The sequence below is a fragment of the Hymenobacter yonginensis genome (assembly GCF_027625995.1).
In the GTDB taxonomy this organism is placed as follows: Bacteria; Bacteroidota; Bacteroidia; order Cytophagales; family Hymenobacteraceae; genus Hymenobacter; species Hymenobacter yonginensis.
Genome location: NZ_CP115396.1, coordinates 2,035,923 through 2,049,648, shown reverse-complemented (window position 1 = coordinate 2,049,648; position 13,726 = coordinate 2,035,923). Strand labels below are relative to the sequence as shown.

Genomic DNA, 13,726 nt, shown 5'->3' with positions numbered 1-13,726 from the left:
CGTACCTCAGGGCAGACATTCACCTGCCATCCACCATACGATGAACCCCACCCAACTCAGCTTGGAGCTGCGCCACGGCCGCACGCCCGACCTCACCCGCCGCCGCTGGATTATCGGCCTGTCCATCCTGGGCGTAGCCGCCGGCCAGATCGTGAGCCTCTACCAGACCGGCATCATCCACCACCTGCCCGACCCGCCCATTGGCCCTTTTGACTCCGACAAGGTAGACGCCTCCGACTACGCCTACAAGCGCCTGGATACGCCCGACGCTCTGCCTATGATGGTGACCTACGGCCTCACGGCTTGCCTGGCCGGGGCCGGCGGCTTGCACCGCGCCACCGAGCAGCCGCTGCTGCCCGTGGCCATGGGCGCCAAAATCCTATTCGACACCCTCACCACCGTGAAGCTGGGCCAGGAAGAATGGCAGGACAACAAGGCACTGTGCTTCTACTGCCAGGTAGCCACCGTGGCTACCGTGGCCTCCCTGGCGCTGGCCGTGCCCGAGGCACTGAAGGGCCTGCGGAAGCTGCTGGGCCGGTAGTTGCTATTTCAGCACTGTCATCCCGACGCAGGAGGAATCTGGGTAAACCGATAGTTGGTTCACCCAGGTTCCTCGCTCCGCTCGGAATGACAATTTTTAGTGGCCGACGGCGGCTTCCTCTATCGGTGCAGCGGGCACAACCGGGGCCACGTAGTGGCGCAAAGAGCGGATTACCAGTAGTAGGCTGATGAGCGTGAGCACCGAGCCCGTCAGGAAGGCCGCGCCGGGGAAATGCACGGGCGCCTTCGGGCCGGTGAAGAACGAGAACAGGTTGGTCATCAGCGGCGGGCCGACGATGGAGGTGAGGCTGACGAGGCTGGTGAGGGCGCCCTGCAGCTCGCCTTGCTCGGAAGGCGGCACCTGCCCGGCCATGATGCTTTGCAGCGCCGGCATGGCAATGCCGCCCAGGCAGTAGGGCACCAGGAAAGCGAACATCATCCAGGGCTGCCCGGCAAACGCAAACAGCGCAAAGCCCAGTGTGTACAGCCCCAACCCGATAAGCACCGAGCGTTTGTTGCCCAGCCAGGGGTTGATGTAGCGAATCAGCACGCCCTGCACCAAACCCGTAAGCAGCCCGACGGCGCCCAGCGAGTTGCCCACCTGGTCTTCGTTCCAGTGAAACTGATACATGGTGAAGTACGACCAGGTGCTTTGGGTGGCGTGCGCGGCAATGTAGATGGGGACCATGGCCACCACCAACCCCAGAATCACGGGGTACTTGCGCAGCTGCCGGAGCGAGCCGATGGGGTTGGCCCGCTTCCAGTCGAAAGGGCGGCGGTTTTCCTTGGCCAGCGACTCGGGCAGCACGAAGAAGCCGTACAGCCAGTTGATGAGCGACAGCGCCGCCGCCGCCAGAAACGGCGCCTGGTGCCCGAACTGCGCCAGCTTGCCGCCCAGCACCGGCCCGATGATGAAGCCCAGCCCAAACGCGGCCCCAATCATGCCGAAGTTCTGGGCCCGGTTTTCGGGCGTGCTGATGTCGGCAATGTAGGCCGAGGCCGTGGAGAAGCTGGCCCCCGTGATGCCCGCAATAATGCGCCCCACAAACAGCCACGCCACCGACGGCGCGAAGGCCAGAAACAGGTAGTCGAGGCCGAAGCCGAACAGCGCGAACAGCAGCACCGGCCGCCGCCCGTATTGGTCGGAGAGGTTGCCGAGGATAGGCGAAAACAGGAACTGCATGCTGGCAAATGCAAACAGCAGCCACCCGCCGTACTGCGCCGCCTCCGACAAGGTGCCGCCCGTGAGGTGCGTAATCAGCTTGGGCAGCACCGGAATGATGATGCCAAACCCGATGACATCGAGCAGCAGCGTAAGAAAGATAAAGGCCAGGGCAGGCTTGCGGGCAGCAGACATAAGCAGAGCAGGTTAAGCCCTGCGAAAGTACGGGATACAGCCGCGGCCACAAGCCAGGCCGGGCAGCGGTAGCGCGAACTTTGTAGTTCGCGCCCTCGCGCCACAATAACTACCCAACCGACTCGGGGACGCGAACTACAAAGTTCGCGCTACTGGCTCGCGCTAAAACACCACCACTTCCTCCGACCCGAAATAGTACAGCACGCACACTACTTCGCGGTAGCCCAGTTGCCGGAAGAGCTGCGCGTACTGCTGCAGCGGCAGGCGGTGAGTGGGGCTGGGTGGCGGCACCTTGAAATCGAGCAGCGTCACGCGCACCTCGCCGCGGCCGGTGGCGCCGGGCAGGGTTTCAAACACCACCCGGTCGGGCTTGTAGTAGCGACGCTTCACGCCGCCCACCAGAATTTCGCGCTCCGTTTCCACGCTTACCTCGGCGCTGAAGTAGCGGGCCAGCTCGGGGTGCTTCACCACCTGCTGCAGTCGCTGCTCCAGTGCCGGCCGCTCGCGGGTACTGATGAAGCCTTCAGCCGCCAGCTGCCGGCCCACGCGCTCCACGTCCTCGGCCAGCAACAGGCGGCGCAGGCCGTAGTGCAGCTTGCGGTTCCACTCGCCCAGCTGCTCCTGCCGGTCGAAATCGAACACGGTGGTGGCGTGGCGACGCAAACGCAGCCGCTCTTCCCAGGGCGCGGTTTCCAGGTTGGTAAGTGCGAAGTTGCGGGTGGTCGGCTGGTCGTTTTTCAGGTCAGCTTTGGCGGCAGAGCCCTGCGAAACCACGAACGACACCTGCTCCTCAGCCCATAGCTGCTGCTGCTTCAGGTAGCTGTGCAGCAGCTCGGCTACGTTTTTGGCGGGGCCTTCCGGGGCGGTGTCGTCGGTGGTTTTCTTGGGTGGCTCGGGCTGTTTGCTGAGGATGTAGAGCCGGTGCCGGGGCCGGGTGAGAGCCACGTAGAGCATGTTGAGGCCTTCGAGGAAGGTCTTTTCGCGCTCCTGGAGAAACTGCCCGGCCAGCGCCGTGCGGCTCAGGTTTTTGGTGAGCGGCACCACGGCCACGGCCGGCATGTCGGCCACCGGCTTGTCGTCCTCGCTGAGGCGGCCCCAGAGCAGCGTGCCCCGGTGCGGCTCCAGGCTCCAGTCGGCAAAGGGCACAATCACCACCCCGTAGGCCAGGCCCTTGGCCTTGTGCACCGTGGTGATGGTAATGGCGTCGCGGCCGGCGGGGGCGTTGATGCTGAGGTTGCTTTTGCGCTGCTCCCAGTAAGCCAGGAAATTGTTGAGGTTGTTGCCGTAGCGCAAACTGTATTCCAGCGTGAGGTCCAGAAACCTAAACAGATACTCACTTTCTCCGTTGCGGCCCAGCAGCCCAAACAGCCCAATCAGGCGCTCGGTCAGCTCATACAGGCCCAGGTTGCCGGTTTCCTGCTCCTGCAGGTCGTAGCCCAGCGTCCGGAACTCCTCGAAGAATTCGGCCGCCGACTCCGCATTGGCCAGCGCCGCCAGGTGGCGCACGCGGGCCGGGGTGGGGGGCACGCGCCGCACCACCTTGTCGAACAGCAGCAAGGCCTCGGCCCGCGCCAGCGTGTCAGCCGGCTGGTTGAGCACCCGGTAGATGGCCACCAGCAGATTCACCACCTCCGCAAACTCCAACGACAGTGAATCGGCCGAAATAATATCGTAGCCGCGCTCTTTCAGGAACTTGGCCACCAGCCGGCTGCCCCGCCGCGTGCGGCTCAGCACCGCCACGTCGCGCGGCCGGAACCCGTCGCGCAAAGCCTGCTGCACCAGCGCCAAGGTCAGGTAGAGCGTGCTTTCGTCGTAGTCGAGGGTAGCCTCCGGCAGGTAGCCTGGCAGCGGTTCCACGCCATAAGTGCCGTCGGGCGTGTGGTAAGGCCGCGCTGGCGCCTCGTTGCCAGTGAACAGGATTTCCACATGGCCGGCCGGGACCTCACCCCCTAGCCCCCTCTCCAAAAGAGAGGGGGGACAAGTTTCTAGATCTAGATTATCAGAATCAGCTTCTAACGCTAGTTTCCCCTCTCTTTTGGAGAGGGGGCTAGGGGGTGAGGTCCGACCCGGCACCGTCTGCCGGAAGCCCGGCTCAAACAGGTCCTGCACCAGCGCGAAATCGGGGTGCTGGGTGCGCAGGTGGCTGAAGAACTCGTTGTTGAAGTCCACGATTTCGGCCGCCGAGCGGTAGTTCACGTTCAGCGACTTCGGCTCCAGACGGCCCTGCAGGCCCTGGTAGCGCTCCTGCAGCAGGCGCCGGGTTTCGGGCTCGGTGGCGCGGGCGGCCAGGGCTGCGGTGTCGCCCTGGTGCAGGCGTAGAATCTGCTCCATCTCGCCGCCGCGCCACCGGTAGATGGCCTGCTTGGCGTCGCCCACGGCTAGGTTCAGGTTGTCCTTGCCCACCGAGTTTTCCACCAGCGGCAGCAGGTTGTTCCACTGCAGCACCGACGTATCCTGAAACTCATCGATCAGTAGGTGCGCGTACCGCTCGCCCAGCCGCTCGTACAGAAACGGCACCGGCTCCTTCAGCACAATGGCCGCAATACGGCGGTTGAATTCGCTGATGAGCACCACGTTCCGCTCGCGGCTCACCTGCTCCACTATCTTGTTCAGCTCGCTCAGCAGCGAGGCATGGAATAGGTAGGGCTGCATGGCCGTGAGCAGCAGATATTGCGGCAGCAGCACCTCGCGCAGCTTCTCAAACTGGTCGTAGGCGGTTTGCAGCACGGGTTTGGCGGCGTCCACGCGCTGGCGGTCGGCGGCGGTTTTCACCTTGCCGCTGTACCACTTGTCCTGGTCGATGGTGGCGCGCACGTAGGAGTTGGGTTCCTTGTCGGGTAGCAGGCGCTCCTCCCACTTGGTGGCGTACCCGAAGATGCCGCTGCGGCCCTGGTACAGGTCGGCGTCGGTCACGCCGGCTTCGGCCAGCGCCTCGGTGGCCAGCGTGCCCACTTCCCGGAACAGGTTCTCAATGGCTTCGCGGCGCTGGCGCATGGTGTCGTGCAGGCGGCGGAAATCCTGAAGCGTGAGCGTCTGGAGCTGCGCCACGGCCTCGTGCACGGTTTCGTTGAACAGGAACTGCCCGAAACCGGCCAACTCGTCGGGCAGGTTGTTCCAGCTCTTGCCTTCGTCGGCGCGGCTCAGGGCGTATTCGGTGAGGGTGCGGGCCAGCAGCTGCGAGTTCGGGTCGCGATTCACCTTGTCGAGCAGGGCGGCCACGGCAGTTTGCAGCACGGCGTCGGTGTCCAGCTCTACCTCAAACGTGGCCGGCAGTTCCAGCTCCCGCGTGAAGGCCGTCACGATGCGCTGCACAAACGAGTCGATGGTGCTCACCGCAAAGTCGGCGTAGTGGTAGAGCACCAGCCGGAAGGTTTCGCGGGCCCGGCGGCGCACTTCCTCCTGGCGTTCCTCGGCGGTTTCGGTGCGGCGCGGCAGCAGCCCTTCGGCGGCCAGCTCTTCGGCCACTTCGGCCAGCAGCGCGTCCGTTTCGCCCGCCTTGGGGTAGGCAAACTTGCGCAGCGCCCCAATGATGCGCTGCTTCATCTCGCCGGCCGCATCGTTGGTGAACGTAATGGCCAGCACCTGCTTGAAATACGCCGGGTCCTCGCTGCCCAGCGCCAGCTTCAGGTACTCCTTGGTGAGCTGGTACGTTTTGCCGGAGCCGGCAGAAGAAGAGTAGATGCGGAAGGTGGCGGGCATTGGAAGAGGGTAGGCCTATAACTGCTAATTCAGCAAGATACCGTAGGTTGGCAGGGATATAAGCATGCAAGACATGGGACGTTTTTACCTGGGGCTGCTTATTGCTTTAGTAGCAGGTGCTTGCAGCGACGACTCGGCCGCCAGGGAAGTGAGACAAGCTTACCGAGCAGACTCGCTGGTAGCGTCCACTGGCTTTGATACTGCCCGACACTACACGCAACCGCTGTGCCTACAGTTCCGCGGCAAGCCATTGCTTTCCATCGGCAGCCAGTTAAGTGCGCTTGACACATCTCTGACGTTCAATTTTGATCCGAACAGCGGCTACAACTATTGGTATCCTCAAATCAGTGATTATATATCTACGCACCCCCAATTGTCAGTGCAGCTTGAAGATGGCGCCGCAAATGGCGCCGTGAACTTCTCCGCCGACCGCAAAGGAAGGATATTCGAGGTGCAGGGTACTTGGCTACTGAATGTTGACTCTTCTCAACAAGCGACGCAAGCCGCGGTGCGTTTGGTTGTAAAACGGTTGTTTCCCTGCCTGCCAACAACACTGCCTTCAACCCGCAAGTGGCAGTTCATTGCGAATGGACCGCAGTTCACGGAGGTATTCAAGTTTATGCCACCTGATACCAGTATGTCTCCCTATTACTCTCTTACTTACCAAGTATTCTTTGGCAAACAAGCCAATGGGAGGCGCTGAGCTACACCGCCCCCCACAGCCGCTCAATCATCTCCGGCGTCACGCGCACCGGGCGCTTGATTTGCGGGTCCAGCAGCACCCACTGCGTCTCGGCTTCGCAGAGCAGCTTGCCATCCTCGGCCCGCTCGATGCGCACGAAGCGTTGGCTCTGGGCGCCGCGCACCTCGCCAATCCAGGTGGTGCAGCGCAGCTGCTCGCCCAGCAGGGCCGGGTGGTGGTAGCGGATGCGGTGCTCCCGCACCACCCAGATATAGGAGTGGCCGTCGGCGGGTGGGTAGGCGGTGTGCCAGTGCGCGGCGGCCGTGTCCTGCACCCAGCGCACGTACTGCACGTTGTTGGCGTGGTCCAGCTCGTCGATGTCTTCGGGCTGGACGGTGAGCAGGTGCGAAAAGCGGAAAGCGGGCGTAGGCATGGCAGGCAGCGGGTTGGCGGCCGTAAAGGAACGCCAAAACCGGCGCTTCTGAAACTGTACCTAACGGCAGCTATATACAAGTTCTTGGCTTGGAAGGAGTGAAACTCAAAACTTCCGCTATCTTTGGGACAGTTTAAGAATTGTGGCTACCACAGGCCTGTTGAGTACTTTCGATGAGAAGGGGAAAGCAGAGTTGAGTACTGCTTTTCTTACAGAACCATCCATCATCACAAGTACCATGCAGACAGGAACTGTAAAATTCTTCAACGAAACCAAAGGTTTCGGCTTCATCAAAGTTGACGGCACCGGCGAAGACATCTTCGTTCACGTTACGGAGTGCATCGACGAGATTCGCGACAACGACAAAGTTCAATTCGAAATTGCTCAGGGCCGCAAAGGTCTGAATGCTGTAAAAGTGAAGCTGGCTTAGTCCGTTTCCTTTTCGGATACTTAGAAAAGCAGGTTCCCTCAGGGAGCCTGCTTTTTTTATGCGGTTGAGGGACTATAAGAGAAGAAATTACGTCATGCTGAGCTTGTCGAAGCATCTCTACCGCTTCACTGGATTAGCACTGCAACGAAGCCGTAGAGATGCTTCGACAAGCTCAGCATGACGTGCTTGAAGTGTCTACATTGAAATGATTATCTGTTATCTGGATTACCAACAAATAATCCGTACCTTTGCAGCCGCATTTGAGAACGGCCACGTTCCGCGCAGCTTGTGAGCTGCCTTAAAGAAACTTGTTGGGCCGGCTTTGTCTTCCGTCCGTTGCTTCCGTCACTTGTCGTTGTGTTGAGTGGGAGAGAAGAGCGTCGCTGAATCCGCTGTTTTCAGAGCTATTCACTCCACTCCATCAACACTGACATGGAAAACGAAACCGTTAAGACCAAGTTCAGCGAGCTGACCCTCTCTGAAGAAATGCAGCGTGCCATCACCGAAGTTGGCTACGAAGAAGCATCCCCCATCCAGGCCGCCGGCATTCCGGTCCTGCTCCAGGGCCGCGACGTAATCGGCCAAGCCCAGACCGGCACCGGCAAAACCGCCGCCTTCTCCATCCCCGCCATTGAGCGTATCGACACCGATTCGCGCGAAGTACAGTGCCTCGTGCTCTGCCCCACCCGCGAGCTGGCGGTGCAGGTTTCGGGCGAAATCCAGAAACTGGGCAAATACAAGCGTGGTCTGGCCGTCGTGCCGATCTACGGTGGCTCTTCTTACGACCGGCAGTTCCGCGCTCTGGAGCGTGGCGTGCAGATCGTAATTGGTACCCCCGGCCGCGTAATGGACCACATCGAGCGTGGTACGCTCAAGCTGGAGCATTGCAAAATGATCATTCTCGATGAGGCCGACGAAATGCTCGACATGGGCTTCCGCGACGATATCGAGACGGTGCTCAAGAAAATGCCCGAAGACCGCCAGACGGTATTCTTCTCGGCTACCATGAGCAAGCCGATCATGGAGATGACCAAGCGCTACCAGAAGGATCCGCAGATCGTGAAGGTAAACCATCAGGAAATGACGGTTACCAACATCGAGCAGAGCTACTTCGAGGTGCGTGGGCCGCAGAAAAAAGACGTGCTAACCCGCCTCATCGACATGTACAATATCAAGTCGGGCATCGTCTTCGCCAACACGAAGCGTATGGTGGACGAGATTGTGGGCGACCTGCAGGCCAAAGGCTACTTCGCCGAAGGCCTGCACGGCGACATGGGCCAGCAGCAGCGCCAGAACACGCTGGATAAATTCCGCAAAGGCACCCTCGAAATCCTGGTAGCTACCGACGTAGCCGCCCGCGGCATCGACGTGGACAACGTGGAAGTGGTAGTAAACTACGACCTGCCCGCCGACGAGGAATACTACGTGCACCGCATCGGCCGCACCGGCCGCGCCGGCAAGCAGGGTAAAGCCTTCACCTTCGTGAGCGGCCGCGACATCTACAAGCTGCGCGACATCATGCGCTTCACCAAAGCTACCATCAAGCAGGAGCGCGTGCCGTCCTTCGAAGATGTGTCGGAGGTGAAAACCACGCTGATGCTCAACTCCATCAAGGAGGTAATTGAGAAAGGCAACCTCGACAAGTACGTGGCCCGCGTGCAGCGCCTCATCGACCAGGACCAGGAGGATGGTATCACGTCCTTGGACGTAGCCGCCGCCCTGCTCAAGATGACGATGAAGGAAGACAAGCGCGCCCAGGAAAGCCTCGACGCCAGCCGTACCCAAGGTGCCGCCCGCGCCGGCTTCACCCGTCTGTTCGTGACGATGGGTAAGAAGGATCGCCTGCACCCCCGCGACATCGTAGACCTGATTGCCGAAAACACCAGCCTCACGGCCAGCAAAGTCGGCGATATTGCCCTTTACGACAAGTTCAGCTTCGTGGAAGTACCGAATGAGTTCGTGGAAGAAGTGGTGAGCCAGCTCGGCCGCAGCTCCATCCAGGGTCGTCCGGTAGCCTTCAACATTGCTACGCCCCGCCAGGAAGGCGACGCGCAGCAGGAAGGCGGTAACCGCGGCGGCTTCGGCGGCGAGCGTCCTCGTCGGGGCCCGGGTGGGTTCGGCGGTGGCGAGCGTCGCGAAGGCGGCGGCAGCTACGGCGGCAACCGCGGCGGTAGCTACGGCGACCGTCGGGAAGGTGGCAGCAGCTACGGCGGCAACCGCGGTGGCGGCTCCTACGGTGGCAACCGCGGTGGCGGTAGCTACGGCGGCGGCTCCTACGGTGGCGGTAACCGTCGGGAAGGTGGCAGCAGCTACGGCGGCGGCTACAAAGGCAAGCGCGACGACAGCTAAATCACAGATGTTGCAGATGAAGTTGATTTCACAGATTTCAATCTGAGCTGATTAACGCAAAAGAGCCACTTCATTTGAAGTGGCTCTTTTGCGTTGATTGGAATTATAGGGGCGGCTTTCGCAGGTCGTTTCGTGAGTTCTCAAAAAAGAAAGCCGCTCCTACTGAAGCGGCTTTCTTTGTGTTGAAGGGGTTGAAATCTGTGAAATCAATCCTATCAGCAACATCTGTGATTATTTCTTGGCGGCGTCGCGCAGGTCACGAATTTCGTCGTGGCCCTGCGTGATGCCGGCCGCCTGCTTCGTGATGATGGCTTTGAGGTCGGCTGGAATGTCCTGGATTTTCTGAGCCTTCTCGTAAGCGCCCTTGGCGTAGTCTTCGCCCCGCTCGCACTCGGCCAGAATGCTGTGACGGTCTTTGCTGGTTACCAAGCCTTTGAGGTTGATGAAAGCGCGGTGAATGGTGCCGGTGATGGACGACTCTTCCTCGGGGTGCAGGTTGAGCTTGTGCATCTGGTCTTCCAGCTCGGTGATATAGGAGGAGCGCTGGGCGGCGTATTTCTTGAACGTCTCTTTCAGATCAGCGTCCTCTACGTCGGTCATGGCTTCGGCGTAGCCTTTTTGGCCATCCTTCAGCGTTTCGATCAGTTCGTTGAGGCCGGCTTGCATTACTTTAGCGTCCATGGGAAAGGTAGTTAGGTTGGGGGTGGTAAAACAGGGATGAATGCTGTCTTGTACTCCCAACTACGGCGCGGGGTTGCGTCGGACTACGCTTCCGGTAGTACCGGGCGGCTCATGGCCTGGCCGGCGAGGTAGCCGGTCGTCCAGGCCGCCTGAAAGTTGAAGCCGCCGGTAATTCCGTCTATATCAAGGACTTCGCCGGAAAAGTGCAGGCCTGGTACGCGGCGGCTTTCCATGGTTTTCATGTTGATTTCGCTGAGCAGCACGCCGCCGCAGGTCACGAATTCATCTTTGTAAGTGGTTTTGCCCCGCACCGTGAGGGCCGTGTTCAGCAGGGCTTCGATGAGGCGGTTCTGCGGCTTGGCCGGCAGTTCGTTCCAGCGTACTTCGGGCTCCACGCCGGCCTGGTCGGTGAGGGTGCGCCAGAGCCGCTGGGGCAGCCCGAACAGCGGGTTGGAGGCCACCACCTTACGGCCGTGCTGCTCGCGGTATTCGTGCAGGAAGGCGCGGAGGGTGGTTTCGGTGTGGGTCGGAATCCAGTTGATGAGGGCCGTGCTCTGGTAGCTTAGCTCGTGCAGGCGGCGTGCGCCCCAGGCTGAGAGCTTGAGCACCGCTGGGCCGCTGATGCCCCAGTGCGTCACGAGCACCGGTCCTTCGTATTCGAGCTTTTCGCCCGCTACCCGCACCCGCGCCAGCGGCACGCTCACGCCCGGCAGCTCGCGCAGCGGCGAGGCCGGCACGTTGAAGGTGAACAGGCTGGGCACCGGCTCGGCAATGCCGTGGCCCAGTTCCCGCAGCCAGTTGTACTGCTCGGTTTTGGGGGCGCCGCCGGTGGCTATCAGCAGCCGACCTGCCCGCATTTCGCCGGCGTGGGCGCCCGTGAGGTGCAGGCAGAAGCCACCAGCCGGCAGCACCTCAATCCGCTCGGGTGAAGTCTGGGTGAGGATGCGCACCCCGGCCTGCCGGGCGGCATCGAGCAGACACTGCGCAATGGTTTCCGACGAGTCGGTGACGGGAAACATGCGGCCGTCGGGCTCGGTTTTGAGCTGGACGCCGCGCCTGGCAAACCATTGAATGGTGGCTTGCGCGTCGAACTGCCGGAAGGGCTCCTTGAGCTGCTTGGCCCCGCGTGGGTAGTGTTGCACGAGCTGGGCAGGCGTGTCGGCGGCGTGCGTGACGTTGCAGCGCCCGCCGCCCGAAATCCGCACTTTGCTCAGCAGCTTGCCAGTTTTTTCCAGCAGCACCACCGTCAGGCGCGGGTTGGCCTCGGCGCAGGCAATGGCTCCAAAAAAGCCAGCGGCCCCACCCCCCAGCACCGCCACCGTCGAATTCAAGTCGTTCACGCTGCAAAGCTAATCACGGATTTAGCCGGATTTTTCGGATTGGTCGGATTTTGTAGACGGCGCTGACTGGTTCGCCGTTACGGCCACACAAGAGAGGCTTGCCAGTTGGCAAGCCTCTTTTTTTATTATCATCCTTTGTAATCGTCTACAACTGGAATCGGCTACAAAATCCGACTAATCTGAAAAATCTGGCTAAATCCGTGATCAGCAGGAGGCCAGGGCGGCCAGCAGGTCGTCGTGCCGGAACTGGTAGCCGGTGGTTTCGCGCAGCAGCGAGCTGTCGATGGTTTTGCCGCTTGGGCTGGCGTCTTCGGGCTGAAACGTGGGGGCCGGCAACCCCATGTGGGCGGCGGCGGCGGTGTAGAACGTGCTGCGCGACGGATGCTGGCTGGCGCAGGCGTTGAACGTATAACCCCAGGCTTTCTCCCGGATGATGTGCTGCAGCAGCCCGATGCAGTCGTCGAGATGAATCAGGTTGACGGGAGCCTCGCCCTGGGGCAAGTCGTGGCGGCCGGCTAGGAAGCGGCCCGGCGGCCGGTCGGGGCCGAACAGGCCGCCCAGGCGCACCACCGTGGTCAGCCACTGCCCCCAGCGGGGCGTAAACTGCCCTTCGGCCCGCAGCAGATCTACGGGCGCATCCGGCGACGAAACGGCGTCTGATTCGCGCATGACGCGGTTTTCGTTGGGGTAGACGCCGGTGGAGCTGACGAACAGCACGTGCCGCACGCCAGCCGCCGCCACCGCCGAGCCCACCGGCCGCAGCAGCGCCGGATAGGCTCCGGCAGCGGCCGCCCGGGGCGGCACATTCAGCACTAGCACATCCACGCCAGCCAGCAGTGCGTGCAGCGAGTCGGCGTCAATCTGCGAGAATTCGGGACCCAGGCGTAGCAGGTACGGCCGGATGCCGGCGTCGCGCAGCGTGAGCATGTGGGTGGGAGTGGTGGTAGAGCCGTTGACGGCGTAGCCCTCGGCCACCAGCGCCTTTGCCAGTGGGAGCCCAAGCCAGCCGCAGCCGAGAACAGCAACGGTTGTGGGAGTGGGACGGGGAGAGTTGGAAGAGTCAGACATTCGGGGGTAAAGGTGCGGAAATTTCCCGCGCACCGCGTTGGGGCGGCACGTAGGAAGCCTGCTGAAGCCGGGCACCCGGGGCTATGTTAGGAGTTTTTTTGAACTTGCCCGCTGGTTGGCAGAAAAAACCAGACCGGGCCGGTATTGAAAATCAATGATTTCTAATATTGGGCCACGCAGGTCGCGGTTTCTCTGCTGCAGCTAGGCTATTCTTTCTTTTCTTCCCATTCCACCTTTCCGCTTTATGTCAGCTCATCCCTACGCCCAACCCATGCTCCGCGACAACGCGCTCCAAGGCAAAACCATCGTCGTGACGGGCGGCGGCACTGGCCTGGGCCGGGCCATGACCACCTACTTTCTGCAGCTGGGCGCCAACGTGGTCATCAGCAGCCGCAAGCTGGACGTGCTGGAGAAAACCGTTGCCGAGCTGCGCGAGCAAACTCAGAACCAGAACGTGCTGGCCGTGCAGTGCGACGTGCGCAAGTACGACGAAGTGGAGGCCCTGCTGCAGAAAACCATCGACACCTTTGGCGGCGTGGACGTGCTGCTTAACAACGCGGCCGGCAACTTCATCAGCCCCACGGAGCGCCTGAGCCACAAGGCCTTCGACGTGATTGTGGACATTGTGCTGCGCGGCTCCTACAACTGCACGCTGGCGTTTGGCAAGCGCTGGATTGCCGACAAGAAGCCCGGCACCATCCTCAACATCGTGACCACCTATGCCTCGGTGGGCTCGGCCTACGTGGTGCCGTCAGCCGCCGCCAAAGCTGGCGTGCTGGCCATGACCCGCTCGCTGGCCGTGGAGTGGGCCAAGTACGGCATCCGCTCCAATGCCATTGCCCCCGGCCCGTTCCCGACGGAAGGCGCCTGGAGCCGCCTGTTCCCGGAGCCGCTGGCCAAAAAGCTCGACCCCGCCGCCTCGGTGCCCCTCAAGCGCGTCGGCGACCACCAGGAACTGGCCAATCTGGCCGCCTACATGGTATCGGACTTCTCGGCCTACATGAACGGCGAAGTGGTTACCCTGGACGGCGGCGAGTGGCTCAACGGCGCCGGCGAGTTCAATAAGCTCGAAGCCATTCCGGCCCCGATGTGGGATGAGATTGAAAAGGCGATGAGAAGGTAATCGTTGACCGTCATGCAGAGGCCG

At 61.6% G+C, this 13,726-nt stretch carries 11 protein-coding genes; 5 read left to right on the top strand and 6 right to left on the bottom strand.

What is annotated here, in order from left to right:
* The first annotated feature begins 40 nt into the window (after window positions 1-40).
* A complete protein-coding gene (locus O9Z63_RS08995; protein ID WP_270128969.1) occupies window positions 41-541 on the top strand; it encodes a vitamin K epoxide reductase family protein in 501 nt (166 codons plus the stop codon).
* Window positions 542-637: 96 nt separating this feature from the next.
* Here O9Z63_RS08995 and O9Z63_RS08990 read toward each other — a convergent pair whose 3' ends face one another.
* Window positions 638-1,897, bottom strand: a complete 1,260-nt coding sequence (locus O9Z63_RS08990; RefSeq protein WP_270128968.1) for a TCR/Tet family MFS transporter — start codon at window positions 1,895-1,897, stop codon at window positions 638-640.
* Window positions 1,898-2,059: 162 nt separating this feature from the next.
* Entirely contained in the window at window positions 2,060-5,596 is a 3,537-nt protein-coding gene (locus O9Z63_RS08985; protein ID WP_270128966.1) for a UvrD-helicase domain-containing protein, read from the bottom strand.
* Between the two features lie 73 nt (window positions 5,597-5,669).
* Here O9Z63_RS08985 and O9Z63_RS08980 point away from each other — a divergent pair, with 73 nt between their 5' ends.
* Entirely contained in the window at window positions 5,670-6,299 is a 630-nt protein-coding gene (locus tag O9Z63_RS08980) for a hypothetical protein (protein ID WP_270128965.1), read from the top strand.
* Between the two features lies 1 nt (window position 6,300).
* On the opposite strand, the gene O9Z63_RS08975 is transcribed toward O9Z63_RS08980, so the two are convergent.
* Window positions 6,301-6,711, bottom strand: a complete 411-nt coding sequence (locus tag O9Z63_RS08975) for an acyl-CoA thioesterase (RefSeq protein WP_270128964.1) — start codon at window positions 6,709-6,711, stop codon at window positions 6,301-6,303.
* A gap of 238 nt (window positions 6,712-6,949) precedes the next feature.
* Between O9Z63_RS08975 and O9Z63_RS08970 the strand changes: the two genes are divergently transcribed.
* The gene (locus tag O9Z63_RS08970; RefSeq protein WP_044017446.1) at window positions 6,950-7,141 is read left to right on the top strand and encodes a cold-shock protein; all 192 of its coding nucleotides are present in this window, start codon (window positions 6,950-6,952) and stop codon (window positions 7,139-7,141) included.
* Window positions 7,142-7,573: 432 nt separating this feature from the next.
* Window positions 7,574-9,490, top strand: coding sequence for a DEAD/DEAH box helicase (locus O9Z63_RS08965; protein ID WP_270128963.1), 1,917 nt, complete (start codon window positions 7,574-7,576; stop codon window positions 9,488-9,490).
* Window positions 9,491-9,721: 231 nt separating this feature from the next.
* Here the strand turns inward: O9Z63_RS08965 and O9Z63_RS08960 are convergent, their stop codons facing one another.
* The 3 genes from O9Z63_RS08960 to O9Z63_RS08950 form a co-directional block, all read right to left on the bottom strand.
* Entirely contained in the window at window positions 9,722-10,171 is a 450-nt protein-coding gene (locus O9Z63_RS08960) for a PA2169 family four-helix-bundle protein (RefSeq protein WP_270128962.1), read from the bottom strand.
* Window positions 10,172-10,254: 83 nt separating this feature from the next.
* Entirely contained in the window at window positions 10,255-11,511 is a 1,257-nt protein-coding gene (locus O9Z63_RS08955) for a BaiN/RdsA family NAD(P)/FAD-dependent oxidoreductase (protein ID WP_333490339.1), read from the bottom strand.
* A gap of 204 nt (window positions 11,512-11,715) precedes the next feature.
* A complete protein-coding gene (locus O9Z63_RS08950; RefSeq protein WP_270128961.1) occupies window positions 11,716-12,579 on the bottom strand; it encodes a Rossmann-fold NAD(P)-binding domain-containing protein in 864 nt (287 codons plus the stop codon).
* 244 nt (window positions 12,580-12,823) lie between these two features.
* Between O9Z63_RS08950 and O9Z63_RS08945 the strand changes: the two genes are divergently transcribed.
* Complete coding sequence (locus tag O9Z63_RS08945) at window positions 12,824-13,702, top strand: SDR family oxidoreductase (RefSeq protein WP_270128960.1); 879 nt, start codon at window positions 12,824-12,826, stop codon at window positions 13,700-13,702.
* Window positions 13,703-13,726: the final 24 nt, after the last annotated feature.

Excerpts from the sequence above, each read along its gene's own strand:
- O9Z63_RS08995 (WP_270128969.1), top strand. The coding sequence starts at position 41 with ATGAACCCCACCCAACTCAGCTTGGAGCTGCGCCACGGCCGCACGCCC.
- O9Z63_RS08990 (WP_270128968.1), bottom strand. The coding sequence starts at position 1,897 with ATGTCTGCTGCCCGCAAGCCTGCCCTGGCCTTTATCTTTCTTACGCTG.
- O9Z63_RS08985 (WP_270128966.1), bottom strand. The coding sequence starts at position 5,596 with ATGCCCGCCACCTTCCGCATCTACTCTTCTTCTGCCGGCTCCGGCAAA.
- O9Z63_RS08980 (WP_270128965.1), top strand. The coding sequence starts at position 5,670 with ATGGGACGTTTTTACCTGGGGCTGCTTATTGCTTTAGTAGCAGGTGCT.
- O9Z63_RS08975 (WP_270128964.1), bottom strand. The coding sequence starts at position 6,711 with ATGCCTACGCCCGCTTTCCGCTTTTCGCACCTGCTCACCGTCCAGCCC.
- O9Z63_RS08970 (WP_044017446.1), top strand. The coding sequence starts at position 6,950 with ATGCAGACAGGAACTGTAAAATTCTTCAACGAAACCAAAGGTTTCGGC.
- O9Z63_RS08965 (WP_270128963.1), top strand. The coding sequence starts at position 7,574 with ATGGAAAACGAAACCGTTAAGACCAAGTTCAGCGAGCTGACCCTCTCT.
- O9Z63_RS08960 (WP_270128962.1), bottom strand. The coding sequence starts at position 10,171 with ATGGACGCTAAAGTAATGCAAGCCGGCCTCAACGAACTGATCGAAACG.
- O9Z63_RS08950 (WP_270128961.1), bottom strand. The coding sequence starts at position 12,579 with ATGTCTGACTCTTCCAACTCTCCCCGTCCCACTCCCACAACCGTTGCT.
- O9Z63_RS08945 (WP_270128960.1), top strand. The coding sequence starts at position 12,824 with ATGTCAGCTCATCCCTACGCCCAACCCATGCTCCGCGACAACGCGCTC.